This window comes from Marinomonas sp. AWM4_232, from assembly GCF_056158325.1.
Map to the genome: position 1 here is coordinate 333,146 of NZ_JBSWTA010000001.1, position 19,476 is coordinate 352,621.

The 19,476-nt window shown below is 45.6% G+C and carries 16 protein-coding genes and 1 pseudogene; 4 read left to right on the forward strand and 13 right to left on the reverse strand.

Annotation, left to right across the window (positions count from 1 at the left end; genetic code table 11):
• Nucleotides 1-61: 61 nt before the first annotated feature.
• The 3 genes from mnmA (at nucleotide 62) to ACXAC1_RS01590 (ending at nucleotide 4,288) form a co-directional block, all read left to right on the forward strand.
• Nucleotides 62-1,171: a tRNA 2-thiouridine(34) synthase MnmA gene (mnmA, locus tag ACXAC1_RS01580; RefSeq protein WP_475058017.1), complete on the forward strand. Its 1,110-nt coding sequence runs from the start codon at nucleotides 62-64 to the stop codon at nucleotides 1,169-1,171.
• A gap of 24 nt (nucleotides 1,172-1,195) precedes the next feature.
• Nucleotides 1,196-1,825: a high frequency lysogenization protein HflD gene (hflD, locus tag ACXAC1_RS01585; RefSeq protein ID WP_475058020.1), complete on the forward strand. Its 630-nt coding sequence runs from the start codon at nucleotides 1,196-1,198 to the stop codon at nucleotides 1,823-1,825.
• Between the two features lie 243 nt (nucleotides 1,826-2,068).
• Nucleotides 2,069-4,288, forward strand: coding sequence for an NADP-dependent isocitrate dehydrogenase (locus ACXAC1_RS01590; RefSeq protein ID WP_475058022.1), 2,220 nt, complete (start codon nucleotides 2,069-2,071; stop codon nucleotides 4,286-4,288).
• 157 nt (nucleotides 4,289-4,445) lie between these two features.
• Here the strand turns inward: ACXAC1_RS01590 and gbdR are convergent, their stop codons facing one another.
• From gbdR to ACXAC1_RS01620, 6 genes and pseudogenes are all read right to left on the reverse strand, one after another.
• Nucleotides 4,446-5,558 carry a choline metabolism transcriptional regulator GbdR gene (gene gbdR, locus ACXAC1_RS01595; RefSeq protein WP_475058024.1) on the reverse strand — a complete coding sequence of 371 codons (1,113 nt, stop codon included), beginning with the start codon at nucleotides 5,556-5,558 and terminating at the stop codon, nucleotides 4,446-4,448.
• Nucleotides 5,559-5,946: 388 nt separating this feature from the next.
• Entirely contained in the window at nucleotides 5,947-6,660 is a 714-nt protein-coding gene (locus ACXAC1_RS01600) for a 3'-5' exonuclease (protein WP_475058027.1), read from the reverse strand.
• A gap of 14 nt (nucleotides 6,661-6,674) precedes the next feature.
• Nucleotides 6,675-7,301 carry a putative nucleotidyltransferase substrate binding domain-containing protein gene (locus tag ACXAC1_RS01605; RefSeq protein WP_475063761.1) on the reverse strand — a complete coding sequence of 209 codons (627 nt, stop codon included), beginning with the start codon at nucleotides 7,299-7,301 and terminating at the stop codon, nucleotides 6,675-6,677.
• A pseudogene (locus ACXAC1_RS01610) lies at nucleotides 7,281-7,399 on the reverse strand (DUF294 nucleotidyltransferase-like domain-containing protein); the annotation flags it as partial. The pseudogene ACXAC1_RS01610 and the gene ACXAC1_RS01605, both read right to left, overlap by 21 nt.
• A 10-nt stretch (nucleotides 7,400-7,409) precedes the next feature.
• Nucleotides 7,410-7,817 (reverse strand): cyclic nucleotide-binding domain-containing protein, encoded by a 408-nt coding sequence (locus ACXAC1_RS01615; RefSeq protein WP_475058029.1) that lies wholly within the window; start codon nucleotides 7,815-7,817, stop codon nucleotides 7,410-7,412.
• Between the two features lie 19 nt (nucleotides 7,818-7,836).
• Complete coding sequence (locus ACXAC1_RS01620) at nucleotides 7,837-8,967, reverse strand: FAD-binding oxidoreductase (RefSeq protein ID WP_133560542.1); 1,131 nt, start codon at nucleotides 8,965-8,967, stop codon at nucleotides 7,837-7,839.
• 316 nt (nucleotides 8,968-9,283) lie between these two features.
• On the opposite strand from ACXAC1_RS01620, the gene ACXAC1_RS01625 reads away from it, so the two are divergent.
• Nucleotides 9,284-10,555 (forward strand): aromatic ring-hydroxylating oxygenase subunit alpha, encoded by a 1,272-nt coding sequence (locus ACXAC1_RS01625; RefSeq protein ID WP_475058031.1) that lies wholly within the window; start codon nucleotides 9,284-9,286, stop codon nucleotides 10,553-10,555.
• 107 nt (nucleotides 10,556-10,662) lie between these two features.
• Here the strand turns inward: ACXAC1_RS01625 and ACXAC1_RS01630 are convergent, their stop codons facing one another.
• From ACXAC1_RS01630 to ACXAC1_RS01660, 7 genes are all read right to left on the reverse strand, one after another.
• Nucleotides 10,663-12,519, reverse strand: coding sequence for an Lnb N-terminal periplasmic domain-containing protein (locus tag ACXAC1_RS01630; protein WP_475058034.1), 1,857 nt, complete (start codon nucleotides 12,517-12,519; stop codon nucleotides 10,663-10,665).
• Between the two features lie 63 nt (nucleotides 12,520-12,582).
• Nucleotides 12,583-13,062 carry a DUF3015 domain-containing protein gene (locus tag ACXAC1_RS01635; protein WP_475058037.1) on the reverse strand — a complete coding sequence of 160 codons (480 nt, stop codon included), beginning with the start codon at nucleotides 13,060-13,062 and terminating at the stop codon, nucleotides 12,583-12,585.
• Between the two features lie 200 nt (nucleotides 13,063-13,262).
• A complete protein-coding gene (locus tag ACXAC1_RS01640; protein ID WP_475058039.1) occupies nucleotides 13,263-14,828 on the reverse strand; it encodes a BCCT family transporter in 1,566 nt (521 codons plus the stop codon).
• Between the two features lie 381 nt (nucleotides 14,829-15,209).
• Nucleotides 15,210-15,443, reverse strand: coding sequence for a hypothetical protein (locus ACXAC1_RS01645; RefSeq protein WP_475058042.1), 234 nt, complete (start codon nucleotides 15,441-15,443; stop codon nucleotides 15,210-15,212).
• Between the two features lie 100 nt (nucleotides 15,444-15,543).
• Entirely contained in the window at nucleotides 15,544-16,314 is a 771-nt protein-coding gene (etfB, locus tag ACXAC1_RS01650; protein WP_475058044.1) for an electron transfer flavoprotein subunit beta, read from the reverse strand.
• Nucleotides 16,304-17,563, reverse strand: coding sequence for an electron transfer flavoprotein subunit alpha (gene etfA / locus ACXAC1_RS01655; protein ID WP_475058046.1), 1,260 nt, complete (start codon nucleotides 17,561-17,563; stop codon nucleotides 16,304-16,306). The genes etfB and etfA overlap by 11 nt, the downstream gene beginning before the upstream one ends.
• Nucleotides 17,563-19,476: a (Fe-S)-binding protein gene (locus ACXAC1_RS01660; protein WP_475058048.1), complete on the reverse strand. Its 1,914-nt coding sequence runs from the start codon at nucleotides 19,474-19,476 to the stop codon at nucleotides 17,563-17,565. Before ACXAC1_RS01660 ends, etfA begins: the two co-directional genes overlap by 1 nt.

The window sequence follows — 19,476 nt, forward strand, 5'->3', positions numbered from 1 at the left end:
ACAATACGACACTTATTCTAATGACGGGCCTTTACCCCGTTTCAACTATTAGAGAGCAATCATGAGTAAAGAAAACCCAAACGCATCCATTAAAGTTATCGTCGGCATGTCCGGTGGTGTCGATTCATCTGTTTCTGCCCTATTGCTTCAACAACAAGGCTACCAAGTAGAAGGCTTGTTTATGAAAAACTGGGATGAAGACGATGGCACTGAGTACTGTACAGCTAAGGAAGATTTGGCAGATGCGCAAGCTGTCTGTGACAAACTAGGCATTCATTTGCATACGGCAAACTTCGCTGCAGAATACTGGGATAACGTATTTGAGCACTTCCTTGAAGAGTACAAGGCTGGTCGCACACCAAACCCTGATATCTTGTGTAACAAAGAAATCAAATTCAAAGCTTTCCTAGAGTATGCCCTTGAGCTTGGCGCAGATTACATCGCCACTGGTCACTATGTTCGTCGTGGTGAAAAAGATGGCGAGCCAGTACTTTTGAAAGGCCTTGATAACAACAAAGATCAAAGCTACTTCCTTTACGCGGTTGGTAAAGATGAAATTGGTCGCACCTTCTTTCCTGTTGGTGAACTTGAAAAGCCAGAGGTACGCCGCCTTGCCGAAGAGTACGACTTAATTACTCACAATAAAAAAGACAGCACAGGCATCTGTTTTATTGGCGAACGTCGCTTTAAAGATTTCCTTGAGCAATATTTACCTGCCCAGCCAGGTAATATTGAAACGCTGGAGGGCGACATCATTGGCAAGCACCACGGTTTGATGTATCACACCATTGGCCAACGCCAAGGCTTAGGCATAGGTGGGCTATCAAAATACCCTGATGAGCCATGGTATGTAGTAGAAAAAGACCTTCAGCGTAACGTACTGGTTGTCACACAAGGTGGCCAACACGAATCTCTGTTTAAAACGCATCTTATCGCAGATAACTTCGATTGGGTCGCGCGTGAAAAGCCAAACATGCCGCTAACTTGTATGGCGAAATGCCGATACCGTCAGCCGGACCAAGAATGTACGATTTCAGAATTAGCCGATGGTCGTGTTGAAGTCAGTTTTAAAGAACCTCAACGTGCGATTACACCAGGGCAATCCGTTGTCTTTTACATTGGTGAGCACTGCCTTGGTGGTGGCATCATTAACGTTGCTTTTAACAAGTAAAGGCATGTCTAACTGGAGTAAGCAATGCAACACGATTTAAAAGAGCAAGCCATTGCCCTCTCCGCTATTTTTCAAGCGGCAGAGCTGGTTGCGAATTTGGCACGCAAAGGCACCGCAGACGAAGCATACAGCAAGCCATTACTTGAAAGCATTTTGGTCGTAAATTCCTCCTCTACGGAGGATATTTACGGTGGCTCATTCGACTGTCAGGGTAACTTGGCTTTAGGTCGTCGCATTGCCAAAGAAGTGATGGGAAAAGGTCGCGATGCGATTAACCCTGACACCATTCGCTATGCGCTAAGCATGATTCATCTCGAATCCAAACTGCAAAAAGACAACAACACCCTAAGTGCAATTGGCAGACACTTATCACAAGTGGAACGCCAGAAAGAGCACTTTGATTCTGTGCTACATGAAAACATGATTGCCGGTATCTCAGGCATGTACCAAGAAACACTTAGTAAGATGTCGTTTCGTATACAAGTACATGGCGACGCTCGACATCTGCAACAGCCTCATACAGCGAACCAAGTGAGAGCATTGTTGATGGCTGGTGTACGTGCCGCCATGCTTTGGCGTCAAGTTGGTGGTCGACGTTGGCACTTAATCTTTAAGCGCAAGGCCCTAATTAAGCAGTTGGAAGCCCGTTTCTAAGTCACTTCTCAACACATCATACAAGAAGCTCATAATGCAGTGAGCTTCTTGCTGATCGACCATTATACGCCACAATCATTTAGATCAATCTTGACTATATTCGCGGTCAATATTTCTCAAACCTTCATTTAAGGTAGTATATTGACCAAAATTTTAATCATAATTAAATTGATTACTGGGAATGGCGGCCAAAAGTCACCTTCTATCCAAGCGGCTAACTAGCCAGAATGTTAGGGGAATTACATGTCAAAACAAACGATTTACTACACGTTGACAGACGAAGCACCAGCACTTGCAACAGCTTCACTACTGCCAATCTTTAGTTCATTTGCGAAAGAAGCAGACATCGAGCTAAAACTTACGGATATTTCATTAGCTGGCCGAATCCTTGCAGCGTTCTCTGATCGTCTTCCAGAAGATCAACGCGTTGAAGATGGTCTTTCTTTCCTAGGTGAGTTAACGGCTGATCCAAGTGCAAACTTCATCAAGCTACCAAACATCTCAGCTTCTATCCCACAGTTAAACGCTGCGATCAAAGAGCTTCAGGGCCAAGGCTACGCTATCCCAAGCTACCCAGAAACAGCTGAATCTGAAGAAGACAAAGAAGTTCAAGCACGTTACGCTAAATTGCTAGGTAGTGCGGTTAACCCAGTTCTTCGTCAAGGTAACTCTGACCGTCGTGCGCCAGCAGCGGTTAAGGCTTACGCTCGTAAACACCCACATTCCATGGGTGAATGGAAGAAAACTTCTCAAACTCACGCAGACTACATGCGTGACGGCGATTTCTTCTCATCTGAGCAGTCCGTGACAATGGACAAAGCACAAGACGTTCGCATCGAGTTTGTAGACCAAGCTGGTAACGTTGAGCTTAAGAAAACACTTCCTTTACTGGAAGGCGAAGTGCTAGACAGCATGCGTATGAGCGCAAGCAAACTACGTGACTTCTTCGAAACGTCTCTACAAGAAGCTAAAGATGCGGGCATCATGTGGTCACTGCACGTGAAAGCAACCATGATGAAAGTGTCTCACCCAATCGTTTTCGGTCACGCAGTAACTGTATTCTACAAAGAAGTGTGGGATAAGTTCGGTGACCTGTTCGAACAAATCGGTGTTAATCCTAACAACGGCCTAGGTAGCGTTTACGATAAAATTCAAACACTACCACAATCACAACAAGACGAAATCCTTCAAGCGATCCATGATTGCTACGAGCACCGCCCTGAAATCGCAATGGTAGATTCTGTGCGTGGTATCACTAACCTACACGTACCTTCTGACGTCATCGTAGACGCATCTATGCCAGCGATGATTCGTAGCTCTGGTAAGATGTGGGGCCGTGACGGCAAGACTAAAGACACTAAAGCAGTGATGCCTGAGTCAACTTACGCACGTATTTACCAAGAAGTGATCAACTTCTGTAAAACAAACGGCGCATTCGACCCGACTACAATGGGCACCGTACCAAACGTTGGTCTAATGGCTCAAAAAGCGGAAGAATACGGTTCACACGACAAAACATTCGAAGCAAAAGCTAACGGTGTAATGCGTGTCGTAGATGCCGCTGGCAACGTGCTAATGCAGCACGAAGTAGAAGCAGGTGATATCTGGCGTGCATGTCAAACTAAAGACGCTGCGATCAAAGACTGGGTGAAACTAGGTGTTACTCGTGCTCGTAACTCTAACACGCCAGCAGTATTCTGGTTGGACGAAGAGCGTGCGCACGATAACGAGCTACGTAAGAAAGTTGCTCTATACCTACAGGACCACGATCTTGAAGGTCTGGATATTCGTATCATGTCTTACAACGAAGCGATCCGTTTCTCTATGGAGCGCATCATCCGTGGCCTAGACACTATTTCAGTAACGGGTAACGTACTACGTGACTACCTAACTGACTTATTCCCAATCATGGAACTAGGCACTTCTGCGAAAATGCTATCTATCGTACCAATGCTAAATGGCGGTGGTATGTACGAAACGGGTGCTGGTGGTTCTGCGCCTAAGCACGTACAGCAGCTTCAAGAAGAAAACTACCTACGCTGGGACTCTCTAGGTGAATTCCTAGCGACAGCAGTATCGTTCGAAGAGCTTGGTATCAAGCAAGGTAACGAGAAAGCGAAAGTACTAGCAACTTGCCTAGATAAAGCGACTGGCCAGCTTCTAGATAACAACAAGTCACCTTCTCGTAAGATCGGCGACATCGATAACCGTGGTAGCCACTTCTATCTAGCGATGTACTGGGCACAAGAATTGGCAGCTCAAACAGAAGACGCTGCATTGGCTGCGAAATTCGCACCACTTGCGAAGACTCTGACTGAGAACGAAGCGAAAATCGTTGAAGAGCTAAACACTGTTCAAGGTTCTGCAGCTAACCTAGAAGGTTACTACCACATGAACCTAGAAGAAGTTGCGAAAGTAATGCGCCCAAGTGCGACATTCAACGCGGCGCTTGAGTCTCTATAATTTAGACTTTAACTAGCAGCTTTAATGATCAAAAAACCACTCGATGACTCGAGTGGTTTTTTTGTTTATAGGAATAATTATTATGTGCCATAAAAAAAGAGCCAACATATGGCTCTTTTCATCAATATTTTAGCGGTAAGATTACAATGCCAAAGGGCTAGCTTATAGCTGCTAGGGAGCCAAAACTTGGTTCCGAGTGGGCACTGTTCAAAGCGCGAGTCGAATGCGGCATATATACCAAATTTGCCATGGCATCAGGATCAACCGGAGTAATATTCCCCATCCAAGCCACCTTACGCTCATCTCTTGGCGAGATCCCCAAATGTTTTCGGTAACAGCGACTAAAGTGAGGCGTTGAGATAAAACCGCAAGCCGCTGAAATTTCAACGATAGACATACTTGATTGTTTCAACAACTGACGGGCACGATCTAGTCGAAGCCTTAGGTAATAGCGTGAAGGTGAGCAATCAAGGTATTTATGAAACATACGTTCCAATTGACGTCTAGACACATCCACAAATGTCGCTAGTTCATCTAGATCAATCGGCTCTTCCAGATTGTTTTCCATCAACTCAATCACATCAACGAGCTTTGGCTTACAACCGCCTTTGTTAAGCTGACGCAAAGGTACGCGCTGCTGATCAAACTCGCTACGGATACGGTCGCAGATAAACATATCAGACACCGCGCTGGAAAGCTTTGCACCATGCTCACGAGCAATAATCGTTAAGAACATATCAAGAGGAGCACTACCGCCTGTCGCCGTGAAACGTCCCTCGTCCATCGAGAACAAACGGTTATTACAACGGACTTTAGGGAAACTTTCCTGAAGAGCCGTCATACATTCCCAATGCACACTGCAGTTGTAGCCATCTAATAGACCCGCATGCGCTAATACATAAGCACCTGTACAAATGCTACCGAGCGTAATGCCTTTACGAGCCTTTTGTTGCAACCAGCTAACCTGCTTAGAAGTAAAAGCCCTAGTGATATCTAGTCCACCTGCTACGATAATCATATCCAGTTCAGGAATATCGTACATAGAGGTATCAGCAGATAAACTTAAGCCATCACTTGCACTGACAGGATCGCCTGACTCAGAAATCATGCACCATTGATAAAGCTCTTCTCCGTAGAGCTGATTGGCCATTCGCAACGGCTCAAGAGCAGAAGCCAATGCAATCATTGTAAAATTATCCAGCAATAAAAAACCAACGCGCGTCACTTTTTTATTGCTGGATGCACCATTTGTTTGGGAAGTTGAGACCATGAGTGTGCCCTCTTATACGTGATATATAGCGTAAGCAATTAGCAGGCCAAATAGGCTATATTCACTTATTTTTTATTATGACGGACCGACAGTTAGCTGTTGGGTATACGTCTCTCCACTTATGCTGTCTGTTTAGTAAATAAATACGCCAAAACAGACACCGTATAATAATTGAGCCCCCCTGATGAAATATCACATGAGCGACACCAATCAAACCATTTTTAACCAAAAACGACCAAGCAAAATTTAACTCATAACGACAAAATGTCGTCACCAGATATCACCAAGACCACTTTTCTAAACATAGGGTAAATTGGTTTCATTTGCTTAGCTTAAATAAATAATTTTCACGGACACGTTAAGCACCTTTTTAGGGCATAACGCACACTTATTGCCAGACATCTGAAACATAATCACTATCTGAGAAACGGTGCCTGACTTGTGCTTGAAATAACTCAGCCGTCGCGATCGCATCAGTCAAAGCGCTGTGCATTTGGTAGCGAGGTAAACCATAACGAACACGGCTGTCAGCAAGTCGAATCGAAACTTGTTTAGCACCAAACCAGCGCTTCAATTCAGAGCGCCAACCCATTCGGTGCCATCGAGCCTCAATCGCCATGGTATCAATCATAGGGAAAATCAATTCTTGTCCCATTAGCCGAGCCGATGCCTGAGCCAGAAATTCGCGTTCGATGAATTGATAATGCACGACAACAACTTTGCCTTGTAATTCGGGTAGCAAGGACTGCAGCACCTTATCCAAACTGGGGGCTTGGGATAAATCTGAATGGGTAATGCCATGAATCACCACTGATTCATCCGAGAGTTGTCCTTGGGGACGCACTAACCAGTGCTTGGCTTGGGCAACTTTAATGCGCTGAAGAGTAAATGGAACCAGACCAACACTCACGATTTCATCTTGCTCTGGACACAGACCCGTCGTCTCAAAGTCCAAAGCGACAAACTCTGCTGCCCGTAATGTCTTATCTTGTATGAAGTCCAACTGCGATTGATAAAAGCACTTAAGCAAAGGCTCTTGAATCGTTTTGCTTTGCTCTTGTAGATAATCAAGCCATGAAAAACGTCGCTTGTGTTTAAACATGTGCGCAACTCTACTTAGGAAAAAGGGTAGCGATATTTTAGAAAGCGCTGGCTACTGCTGAGGACATTAAACGCTTCTTTTAGATTGCGCCTTTCAATATCAGATAGCTTGTCAGGCTCAATGGTATTGTCTACCTCTTCTCCAGACTCAACGTCTTCCGCTTGATGACGTATCCGCACCATTGCCAAATACTCCAAGGCGTATTTCAGTTCCTGGCCTCGCTTGTCCGGTAAAATACCAGATTCAATTACATCTTCGAGTCGCTCACTGGAGTTTCTGGCTCTAGAGCCAACGGCCATAGCATGCACGCGGATAACATCCACTAATGGCGCCGTACCACGTCGTTTCAAGTTGATTGTGCGGCGATGGGCGCCATCCTGCTCCATGACAAACTCTTTGAAAAAACCAAGTGGCGGGGTTCGTAGCAAAGCATTTCGCGCCAAACTAGCAAGGAATTTAGGCGTTTTCTGGGCTCGGTTTACGATAAATTGGTACGCCCATGCGACATTTCCCCAAACTCCCTCTAGATCAAAGAAGACAGAGCAATTAAGCAAGGCATCAGGATTAGGAACATCAATCCAGTCAGCAAAACATGTACGCCACTCTGATAGTGTTTTTCGCCATCTAGGATTAGTGGCCATAATACGCCCACTACAATATGGGTAACCGCAACGGAGACAAACTCGGCCAAAGACTCAAAATAGTCACCGTGCTTCGCTGTCTCGTAATCATCAGACAATATTAATGCATTATCTTGATCCGTAGTTTGTCATCCACCTCCACAAAGTAAGCGAACTCATCAAAGTATCGCAAAGCTCATTAAATAGCGTTTCCGGGACAAAGTAGATTAGAGAGTCTTCTAAAGCACGTGAGGGCAGACGCACTCTGTTCTTCATCAGCAAGCCAAGCTGGCCAAATACGTCACCAACACTAAGACGGTTGTAGAGGTGTCCGTTACGGCGGTAAATCTCAACTGAACCGCTACGAATAAAGCAGAAGTCGTGTATTTCATCGCCGAAACAATACACGTCAGCGCCTTGGCGGTAATAACTAATTTCGATGGCAGAAGCGACTGAATACAGCGCGTCTTGGGGGAGAAATGAAAAAGGTGGGTAACGCCCTATGAACTCGGCAATTTCAATATGTTCCGCTTCCATAGGGCGCCCTCAGACAATGTTAGTATTCAATCACAACATCAGATTTAGCCACGGTACAGCAAGACAACACATAGCCTTCGGCCACATCTTCGTCTGTAATACCACCATTGGCCTCCATATGCGTTTCACCTTCTTTCACCAGCACTTTACAAGTACCGCAGATCCCCATACCACACGCTTTAGGAATGTGAAGATTCAACTTAGCCGCAGCATTGTGCAGTGTTTCACTTGGCGCAACTTGAACACTCATCGTCATGCCACTACTGATGACTTCAACGCGATGCATATCTGCAGAGTCCAGAGCGTCAGCTTCTGCCTGTGCAACCTCAGCCAATTCAATGGCGTCTTCGACAATCGCTTCTGGTGTTTCACCAAATGACTCTTCATGATAACGACTCATATCGAAGCCTTTTGCCTTAAGCAACTCACGCACCGCTTTCATGTATGGTGCAGGGCCACAACAGAATACTTCGCGCTCCATGAAATCAGGCGTTGTCAGCAGCAGCTTTGTCTCATCAAGGTATCCGCGATAGCCGTGCCACGCTAAGCCATTGTGCATTCGTTCAACAATGGTATGAACACTAATATTATTCACTCGTGAAACCATGTGGTCCAGCTCACGAGGATAGATCAGATCACGAGGAGAACGTGCGCTGTGAACAAATGAAATATCAACATCCGCACTGGTATCAAACCACCAACGAGCCATAGACATGACAGGGGTAATCCCCACACCGCCGGACAGCAGTAAAACTTTGTCTGCAGGAAAATCAATACAGTTAAAGTTCCCTACAGGACCATGCACCGCCAACTCAACGCCGACATCCATGTTGTCATGTAACCAGTTCGACACCAACCCGCCTGGAACGCGCTTAACCGTAATAGAGAAGCTATAAGGCACGGAAGGCGAGCTAGATATAGTGTAAGAACGCATCACTTGCTTGCCTTCTATTTCTAGCTCTAACGTGACAAATTGCCCTGGCTTAAAGAAGAACATGACCGGCTGCTGCGCCATAAAACAGAACGTATTTACGTCCCAAGATTCTTGAATAACTCTTACACAGCGAACGTTGTGACGACCATTAACCCAAGTCTGGGTATTAACGGGAGCAAGATATTCAGCCGAAGAAGCTGTAGTAGGGTTTGTCATAGTGGCTCTCTCTTTATTGGCGTTGACGTTTCACCTATTGGGAGCATTGTCGTTCGAGGCATCAGAATTGAGTTGACCTTTAACGACATCGACTTGCTCATAGCAGTCAATCCACTATGACACCATGGCTATGCCTAGGGCATGCGTCGATTTATGTATGAGAGGATGTCGTGTTTGGTCATCTTGCAAAGCCAAACTTAGGTGACGATAGCGTCATTATTATAACGACAACGGGCCAGTCTAAACTGCCCAAGACATGTTGCTCCGACGAGGGAAACAACATTAACTCGGCTTTTGTTATTGAGGATCACTCAACATGAATCAAAATGATCTGCTAAACATGCGTTACTCTACGATTGAAGATGCGCGCGCAGAAATGTCAAAACTGTTGGAAGCTCGTCCTGCGAACCACTCTTTGGACGCTCCGCTATACAACGACCCTCACATGTTTCGCGTGGACGTAGAAGAGGTATTTCAAAAGGAATGGCTATTTGTTGGCATGACCAGCGAAATCCCTAAGCGTGGCGATTATTTCACGGTAGAAATTGCACAAAACCCTGTCATGGTGATTCGCGATGCAGATGGCTCTGTTAACGCATTCCATAACACTTGTCGCCACCGTGGTTCACGTATCTGCCTTGAGCACCGTGGTAAAGTGGCAAACCTAGTCTGCCCTTACCACCAGTGGACATATGACTTGAAAGGCAACCTGCTGTTTGCGGGAACCGAAATGGGCGATGGCTTCGATAAATCTCAGCACGGACTGAAAAAAGCACATTGTAAAACCGCTGGCGGCTTTATCTTCGTTGCACTAGGCAAAGAAGCACCGGAAGGTGACTTTGATGAGTTCTTAGCAACGCTTGAAGAGTACATGGCTCCTTACGATGTCGAAAACACGAAACTGGCCGCTGAATCCAATATGTACGAAAAAGCTAACTGGAAGCTTGTATTGGAAAACAACCGTGAGTGTTACCACTGTGCTGGCAGTCATCCAGAGTTGTTAAACACCATTCTGGAATGGGACGACACGAACGACCCACGTGCGCCACAAGATTTCCTAGATCATTATGCTGATCAAGCGGCTAAATGGGACGCAGAGGGCATTCCTCACGAGCATAAAAGCTTTGGACCAGGTAAGCGCAACCGTATTGTACGTATGCCACTGAAAAAAGGCACAAAGGTTATGACGATTGATGGCGAAGCGGGCTGTAAGAAAATGCTAGGCCGCATTCAAAACCCTGAGCTTGGCTCAATGCGTATCTTGCATCTACCAAACTCTTGGAACCACATGCAATCTGATCACTTTATCGTGTTCCGCGTACTGCCAATTTCAGCTCAAGAGTCAATGGTGACAACTAAATGGTTCGTCCATAAAGACGCAGTGGAAGGCCAAGATTACGACCCTGTTCGCCTGCGACAAGTTTGGGACGCTACCAATGATCAAGACCGAATTCTTGGTGAGCAAAACCAGTTAGGCATTAACTCTATTGGTTACCAGCCTGGTCCATACTCTGAAACCTACGAGTTCGGTGTGATGAACTTCCTAGAATGGTACTCGGAGACCATTCAGAAAAACCTTAAGAAATAGCCTACCCACGAAAAAGCCAGCTAAATGCTGGCTTTTGCCTTTACAGTCTGCCGTTACATCAAGATGCTACCTTAAAGGCTTTGTAACACCAGCAAAAGAAAGACACTTTAAAAATAATGAAATAAAGTAAACTGTATACTATTCCATGAATCAGCGTTTGTACGCGTGTAGTGATTTTCAATACGCCACTGCCAATCCTTAGCCCAATCATAGCTGTAAGCTAGAATTGCCTCATGCCGTTCGGTGTCAAACGAGCTTAGATCAAGGAGGTATTGATAACTTGCTAAGGCATTGCTTTTATTACCATTCCACAGCCACTTTAATTGTGGACCTGATTGAAGCAGGTATCCCTTATCAAGCTCGGAATCAATAGAAGCCCTGCCATTCAAAAAGCCCCCTACTAATACGTTTGGAGATAATCGAGTAGTTCCCCCTGCCCCGCCGTGAAGACGGAACAGCAAATCATCATCGTATGCTACATCTCGTATTAAGCTGGCATTAATGTGCCAAGACTTTGGCATCATCAATGCATTGGTAGGCGCCATAGAATGGATATTCACAAAGTTAAAGTGGTTCAACTCAACACTGTCTTTTAATCGAAGAGAGCCACTAAACATGGATAATTCAGCCCCTTTTAGATAGCCACCTTGGGGATCCAAAACATCGTGGTAAGACGGCCTGTAATCAATAATGCCGAACTGCTTACTATTTTGATGTCTTAAGGCCACACCAATTCGTGAAGTGCTATGCCCTTGATCATCCCTAACAGCGGGTTGATTTACTGGAAGAAACACTTTGCTCACGTCTAGTTTACTGCGTAGAGAAAGTAGTTTGATTGAGCGCGAGCTCAGGTGAGCTAATGTCGACTTCTTACGAGCCGATAAATAACGACTGTATTCATAAGCAATATCTAGAGTTTGAGCCTGATCTACTTCACTCAGCTGGTTAAGTTCCGTTAAATCCAATTGCTCGGGTATTACTAAACGCTTAGCGATATCTATTTGGCTATGCTCAACTTGCTCAAGCATACTCTCAATTATATTTAAAGAAGAGGGACGATATTCTGCCTTCCCCAGTATCCCTTGAGCCTTAACTTCCCTCACGGTATCAGCAGGGATGGCCCACAAAGAAAATTGGCTCGCCAAGTTTAATCTAGGGCTTGCCGCATCAAGCATTGTTAACAGTTGGTAAGAGCAGTTTTGTGAAAAAAAGTAATACGGAATAGATGTACCTTTAATCTCCCAAATATGCCGGATAAACTGATCCACTTCTTGATCAGTTAAAAGCAACTCGTATTCCCAAATATCACGGTTCTCTAAGAAATTGTACTCTTTTACCTTTTGGTAATAAGGCATGACCGAAGCAACTCCAGGGTACCCTCCAGTCAATCCTTTATAGCTAAAGACCAGTTGATTATCATTCGGATCTGTATTTGCAGCATAGTTCACGGCAAAATCAAGCAATGGCGTATCATTCCCTTTCTTCTTTACCCTGAATAAAGTGTGCCCATACATTGAGGATGGGCTATTTAAATAAGCGGAAGGAAATACTAAGTAAATTTTTTCTGCGTTAATTTTGCTTTTCCATTCCTCAAACTCAGGGCAGTCAACCTCTTTAAATTGGCTATGTGGCAATTTCGATTTAAGCCAAGCAAAGCGGCCAGGAAAACGACACTGAGCTAATTGATTTGGCTCAGCTGTCTGGTCTATTTTCTGAAACGCATGAATGGTCGCAGTCAATTCATCCAAGGCAGATGTCTGTCCACGAGGAGACAAGAAGAACTCACTATCCTCAATCTGACTACCTTGCTGCTTAATCACTCCAATTCGGTCGTAATGGAGCATGCTAAGCCATTGCGAGTCGCTCGCTAACAACTCGACTTGGCTGTTCGATAAAAAGTCTGCGTAAGCAGAAGAGGTAAGAATTAGTGTTGAAAGTACGGAAGATAGGGCTAGAGATCGCATAAAAATCCATTGCAATAAAAAAAGAGCGGCGAAGCCGCTCTTTTTATAACTTAGATCAGAGTATTAACCTAGGTACTTAGAAAGTACTGGAGAGCGCTCCATAACCTTAACGATATCTTGGTAAGCTGACTCAGAAGTCACATCAGCCGTCGCAAAAATCATATCAAAGTTAGCTTGCATTTCTTGGTTGAAATCAGCCTTGTCTGCTGCTTCTACACCGATTAGCTCTGCAAGCGCATTCAAAGATTCACCTTCACCTTTCGCTGAATCAACAGCTAGAGGCTCTAAATTGTCATTGATAAATAACGCAACACCACCCGCAAGTGGCGCATCAGGGATATCACAGCCCAAAGTACCTGAAGTCATGCCGAAGGTCTGATTACCTGATGTTCCGTTTGTCGTTGCAGCAAGAACATGTTCATGCCATTCATTAGCATCTTTAAAGATAACTTCCGAACCCAGACCACAACCAGCAGGGCCGTACGCTGCAAAAGATGATACTGAAGTCGTTGCCAATAAAGCAGAAAGCAATAATTTTTTCACAAGTAATTTCCTTGAATTCCGTTTAATTTAATCACTAATAAAATTCCATTTTTAAAACCGGAAACTTATTAGTTATGCGTATTATATTGTTAAATTGCCTATAAGAAGCAAAACCAACCGTAATTAAATTGTAAAACTCTAAAAAAATTAAGAAGGCCGTTACCAACAGCCTTCTGTATACAGCTCAGTTTAAGCTTTTATTAATAAAGCTCTGAACGCAAGCCTTTGTAAATGCTTACACACATCAACAGCAGGATAACAGTGAATGGTAAACCTGTTGTCACAGCACCTGCTTGTAGAGAACTTAGTGCTTCAGAGCCGCCGCCAAACAATAGCACGCCAGCAATTAGCCCCACCATTGACGCCCAGAAGATACGCTGTGGCACAGGTGTTTCCACTTTACCACCAGCAGTAATCGAGTCGATTACCAGCGAACCAGAATCTGATGATGTAATAAAGAATACCAATACCAAGATGATCGCAACAATTGACGTCAGGGTGCTAAGAGGTAGATTTTCAAGCATCTGGAACATCGCACTGGATACATCACCTAAGCCGCCTGCTAGAGCACCTACGCCGCCTTGTACTTGATCGATCGCTTGGCCACCAAAAGCAGACATCCAAATAATAGATACCAACGTTGGCACCAACAATACTGCGATCATGAATTCGCGAACCGTACGGCCTTTAGAAACACGCGCGATGAACATACCTACGAATGGAGACCAGCTCACCCACCATGCCCAGTAGAATACCGTCCAGCCTTCATAGAATTTGTTGTCGTCGCGACCAATCCAGTTACTAAGCGGAATAATGTATTCAACGTAAGAAACTGTGGTGTTAAATAGGTGACCGAAGAAACCAATCAGTGAACCAAAGATTGCCACAAACAACACCAAAATAGCTGCAAGTGTCATATTGATATTACTCAACACTTTTACACCGCCATCAAGACCGCGCATTACAGATAGCACTGCAATACTCGTTACTACGATAATAATGCCGATCTGAGTCGAGATAGTATTTTCAACACCAAACAGGAAGTTCAAACCACCTGCTGCTTGCGTCGCACCTAGACCAAGAGATGTTGCCAGACCAAAGATTGTTGCAATGACCGCAATAATATCGATGACATGACCGATTGGTCCCCAGCAACGTTCACCAAGAAGTGGATAGAATGCTGAACGGATCGTTAATGGCAAGCCTTTGTTAAATGAGAAGAATGCCAGTGCTAGCGCCACAACACCATAGATCGCCCATGGGTGTAAGCCCCAGTGGAACATGGTTGCGCCCATGGCTGCAGAAGCAGCCTCATCTGTGCGAGCCTCAACATTAAGTGGTGTTCCCCACCAGTCTGTAAAGTAAGCCACAGGCTCAGCTACTGACCAGAACATCAAACCGATACCCATACCCGCTGCAAACAGCATTGAGAACCAAGACAATGTTGTAAACTCAGGTCGAGCTTCATTACCACCAAGGCGTACCTTACCAACAGGCAGCATAATCAAAGCTAAACAGAACAGTACAAAAATGTTCCCGCCTATCATAAATAGCCAATCAAACGATGCGATAGCTCCACCTTTCGCGCCATTTAACCACTCTTTCGCTGCTGCAGGGAAAAGTAGTGCAAATGCAATAAATCCAATAATCACCAATGCGCTGGTTGTAAATACGGGGTTGTTAACGTCCATCCCTAATATCTGAACATTATCCTGCCCCGCCTTATAGTCAGACGTATAATCTGTCGACTTTGGGCGTCTTTTCATTTTTTGATCCATCCGATTACTCCACCTTGTTGAATTGGCAACCACTCACTTAGACCCAACAACTGTGAACCTAGGTGATAAGTCACGGTTAAATATTTCATTATTTTTTATTTTCCGTGCATATAAGCCCACTTTATAAAGCCACTTTTACACGGTAAAAAAGATAGTACGATGACCAAGTGCTCAATTAGTGACCAATTGCGACAACACTGAACATATAATGACCGCATGCGGCGAATTTTAAAACACTAACGCTACTGCTTGAATAATGTTTTATATTTAAAAATTATTTATTAACAAACAGGATATTAAGAGGAGAATTTTATTTTTATCTATTCTATTCAATTTGGTATAAAATAGCCAAGCGTTAAACATTCTCCTTCAACTGAGTAAACGTTCCATCACTTGATGCACCTCAGGTAATAAAGTGGCCTGAGTAGCGAAGAGCTCATCGAAAGCGGACCTTAAAATGGCTTCATGTGCCGCATCTGCAAGTAACCAATTTTTCGTAACTTGCTCAACCTCCTCTAAGGTCTGACAATCCCTAACCGGAACATCAATACCCAACATTTTTTCTTTAAAATCCACTTCATCAATCAGGTCAACTATCATCATTTTCTAGAACTCTCTACATCTTTCTACAAGGCTACTGTAAGAAATCTAACGCAAAAAAAAGGGAATGGATAGAAGCCATTCCCTTTTAATCAAAAGCATATTATCGAATCACTTTCTCTTCGATTAATAAGTCAAAGATCGCTTGCGCTTTTTCTTGTGCAGATTCGTTTTTCATGACTTTACCCGATCCACCTTGTGGTTTAGCGGTCGCTGCCTTAAATCGGTCCGCAGCGGTTTTCGCCTTAACAACTTTCAGACGCTTAGGACGAGCTTTCGCTGGTACTTCGCTCCAGTTCACACGCACCGCATCCTCTTCTGCTGAGCCAGTTTGGGTAGCCATTTTGGCACGAAGGCCAGGACCGAATGCACTTTGACGTGCTGCTTGCGCAGCGTTATCAATTGACGCAATAAAAGGCAGCTTAACCGTAACTTGACGACGCTGACCTCGCGGAAGTGCCAGTAGAACCTGCGCTTCACCATCTTTGATTTCAACGATATCCGCCACACGAGCAACAATTGGCCAACCTAATTGCTCTGCAAGAAGGTAAGGCGTCATACCCGATGACTCACCGCTTTCAGAGCGAACACCCGTTAAAACGATATCCGCTTTTTCAGCTTTCAAGTAGCTAGACAGTGCAGGTAATGCGTCTGCGCTTTCCGCTTGTTCCAAAACCGTCACTTTTGATAGACCCATACCTGCGTATTGGCGCAGTACTGGCTCTTCTGCATTACCAGCATGAACCACATCTAAGTCTGTTCCAGCAAGCTTAAGCCCTAGCTCCACAGCACGGCTATCTTGATCAGCACGACGAGAACGACCTGATTGAGGATGACGGCCGACAGAGATTAAAGAAATGACTTTATGCGGCATTGCTATTCTCCTCCGCTTGATCGCTTAGGCTTGTTTGCTTGTGTTCAGCAACGAGTTTCATCAATTCAGCAAGAATTTCTTCACTGTCACCGATCACACTCAGCGCAGCACGTTTCACCATGTCACAGCCAGCGTCCGTGTTGATCGCAACCACTTTGTCTACTTGACCGATACCCTGCATGTGCTGAATCGCACCAGAGATACCTACTGCCACATACACACGCGCAGTTACCCACGTACCGGTTGCCCCCACCTGACGTGAACGCGGCATAAAGCCATCGTCGACCGCCACACGACTGGCACCTTCTGTTGCACCCAGCACTTTTGCGGCTTCGTGGAACTGATCCCAGTTATGGATACCGTTACCCGCAGACAAGATAAATTCAGCTTCTGCCATTGGGATCGCGTTTGGATCCACGGCCATCAGGCCTTTATCTTTGATCGTTGCTGCAGCAACAGATACATCATCCAAAGAAATTGGCGTCGCTTCATGACGCGTTTCGTCAATGGCGTCAGCACATTCTTCAAGCAGCATCAGAATTTTAGGTGTTTGACGCGTAATGTCTAAGCTCGCAGAAGCGCCACGGCTTACGGTTTGTTCAGCATTAACTTGCCATGCTTGTGTCGCTGGACGTTCACCTAGACGAGCAGCCAAACGAGACGCTAGGTCACAACCACCATGGATGCTGTCTGGGAACAGCCAGTGTTTAACCGTGTATTGTGCTTCCAATTTAGTCAGTGCTTGCACTCGTGCTTCAGGAGCGTAGCCTTCAAAGGCTTCACCTTGGATATGCAACACACGGTCAACACCCGCTGTATCGAAGTGTTCTTCTTTCACTTCACCGAAGCACACTGCAACAACGGCACCGTTGCCACCTTGCTCTGCGATCAGCTTGTGCGCAAGACCTAGGATATCTTTATCGTGGCCTGTTAAACGGCCACCGACCATATCCGCCACCACCATGATGTAGTAATCAGGGTTGTCCACCTTGTGTAGCGGTAATTGAACCTCTTGTGCCGCAGCTGAACGCTTACCTTTCGGTGCAGAAGAGTTACCTTTAAGACGGTCGATACGTTTAATACCGTTTGGACCGATAAAGCCAACTTTATGCGGGAACTTACGAATCAAGCCAGATGGGCCGCGAACTTCGCCACCCTCTTCTTGACTTGCGTATTGCTCATGCAGTGGGTGCAGACGGTTACGCATAATCCATTCTGCACGTGGGTCACGACGAATGATGTCACTCATTAGTGAACCTCCTCAATCAATTGATCCACTAGGATTTCAGAGATGTCTTTCACTTGTGGACGAGGTTCAACAACCCCCTCAAGCATAGCGGTACATTGCTGACAACCTACTGCCACAAGCTCAGTCCCCGTAGCGCTCGCATCTTCCATACGCATGTCTGCTATACGGCGTTCACCTGGAATATCCGTGATCGGTGCGCCACCACCACCGCCACAACAACGTGAGCGGAAACCAGAGCGTTCCATTTCAGCAATTTCAATACCCAAAGAACGTAATAGATCACGTGGCGCTTCGTACTCACCGTTGTATCGACCTAGGTAGCAAGGGTCATGGTAAGTCACTTTGCCGCCTTTGAAAGCGTCAAGTTTAAGCGCGCCAGACTGAACGAGTTGGTTCAAGAAGGTCGTGTGGTGCAACACTTCAACACCAGCCAAAGCACCGCCTTTATCGAAGTCAGCGTATTCATTACGCAGACAATGGTAAGCGTGCGGATCGGTCGTTACGATCTTGTTGAACTTGTATTGACCTAGCGTTGCCAAGTTGCGTCTCGCAAGACTTTGGAATGTCGCATCATCACCTAGACGACGAGCTACGTCACCGCTGTCACGCTCTTCGTCACCAAGGATCGCTACATCAACGTTAGCCGCTTTCATCAGTTTCACGAAGGCACGTAGAATACGCTGGCTACGCATATCAAAAGCACCGTCAGACACCCAGAATAGAACGTCGACTTCTTTCTTGTCTTTCATGACCGCAAGGTTTTGGTCAGCCGCCCAGTTAGTACGGCTACCAGGCGCGTAACCACCAGGGTTGTCGGTTGCGATGATGTTTTCTAAAACTTCAGAGCCTTTGTTTGGCGTTTCGCCTTTTTCCATGGTTAGGAAGCGACGCATATCAACGATGGCATCGACATGCTCGATCATCATTGGACATTCTTCCACACAAGCACGACAAGTGGTACATGACCAAAGGGTTTCTTGGCTCACAAGACCCGCTGTGATGATCTCGTTGGGACTGCCTTTCGCCTGCCCCACTTCTTTACCTGGATAAGGAGAACCTGCGTAATTCGCATCGCTACCACCAGCAAGCCCCACCACCATATCTTGAATCAGTTTTTTCGGGTTAAGCGGCTGGCCTGCAGCAAACGCAGGACACATTGCCTGACACTTACCACACTGTACACAGGCATCAAACCCTAACAGCTGATTCCATTTAAAGTCACTTGGCTTAGCAACACCAATCACCGACGCATCAAGATTCGCAGGCTTAAGGCCCGTTGAACGCCCACCACCGAAGCGCTCTGGACGACGGTGAAAAGCTAGGTGAAGCGCCCCTGCAAAGGCATGCTTCATTGGGCCACCCCAGCCCATGCCAAATAACAATTCGCCAAGACCAATCACGATACCAACACTTAGCACTGCGATAAGCAATACACCACCGGTTCCATCAGGAAGGATACCTGCCGCAGGAAGTGTTAGAACAATGAACGTTAAAGCAAATGTAATTAAGCTTTTTGGCAAACGCATCCAAGGGCCTTTTGAAAGGCGCTCAGGTGGATTCAATCGACGCTTGAAGACAAAAAAGGCACCCACAAGCATAAGAAGTAGCGCGCCAAGCAAAGCCCAAGCAACGATTTGCTGCTGAACTTTAAAGACGTGTACTACTAACACCAGCACCATCGATAGGACAAAGCCACCACCGGTTGCAACGTGGGTTTTCGACATGTATTTGTCGCGCTCTACCACGTGGTGCAAATCTTTCAGGTAGCGCCCCGGCATCGCCATAAGACCAGCGATAATATTGACTTTTTCTGGTTGTCCCGCGCGCCATAGACTCGCTCGGCGAAGCATGCCAATTACGCCTAATAGCAACAGCACAACAATTAGAATAGAAGGTAACCAGTCGATAACCAT

Coding starts and splice junctions, on each gene's coding strand:
- mnmA (WP_475058017.1), top strand. CDS start 62: ATGAGTAAAGAAAACCCAAACGCATCCATTAAAGTTATCGTCGGCATG.
- hflD (WP_475058020.1), top strand. CDS start 1,196: ATGCAACACGATTTAAAAGAGCAAGCCATTGCCCTCTCCGCTATTTTT.
- ACXAC1_RS01590 (WP_475058022.1), top strand. CDS start 2,069: ATGTCAAAACAAACGATTTACTACACGTTGACAGACGAAGCACCAGCA.
- gbdR (WP_475058024.1), bottom strand. CDS start 5,558: ATGGTCTCAACTTCCCAAACAAATGGTGCATCCAGCAATAAAAAAGTG.
- ACXAC1_RS01600 (WP_475058027.1), bottom strand. CDS start 6,660: ATGTTTAAACACAAGCGACGTTTTTCATGGCTTGATTATCTACAAGAG.
- ACXAC1_RS01605 (WP_475063761.1), bottom strand. CDS start 7,301: ATGGCCACTAATCCTAGATGGCGAAAAACACTATCAGAGTGGCGTACA.
- ACXAC1_RS01615 (WP_475058029.1), bottom strand. CDS start 7,817: ATGGAAGCGGAACATATTGAAATTGCCGAGTTCATAGGGCGTTACCCA.
- ACXAC1_RS01620 (WP_133560542.1), bottom strand. CDS start 8,967: ATGACAAACCCTACTACAGCTTCTTCGGCTGAATATCTTGCTCCCGTT.
- ACXAC1_RS01625 (WP_475058031.1), top strand. CDS start 9,284: ATGAATCAAAATGATCTGCTAAACATGCGTTACTCTACGATTGAAGAT.
- ACXAC1_RS01630 (WP_475058034.1), bottom strand. CDS start 12,519: ATGCGATCTCTAGCCCTATCTTCCGTACTTTCAACACTAATTCTTACC.
- ACXAC1_RS01640 (WP_475058039.1), bottom strand. CDS start 14,828: ATGAAAAGACGCCCAAAGTCGACAGATTATACGTCTGACTATAAGGCG.
- ACXAC1_RS01645 (WP_475058042.1), bottom strand. CDS start 15,443: ATGATGATAGTTGACCTGATTGATGAAGTGGATTTTAAAGAAAAAATG.
- etfB (WP_475058044.1), bottom strand. CDS start 16,314: ATGCCGCATAAAGTCATTTCTTTAATCTCTGTCGGCCGTCATCCTCAA.
- etfA (WP_475058046.1), bottom strand. CDS start 17,563: ATGAGTGACATCATTCGTCGTGACCCACGTGCAGAATGGATTATGCGT.
- ACXAC1_RS01660 (WP_475058048.1), bottom strand. CDS start 19,476: ATGGTTATCGACTGGTTACCTTCTATTCTAATTGTTGTGCTGTTGCTA.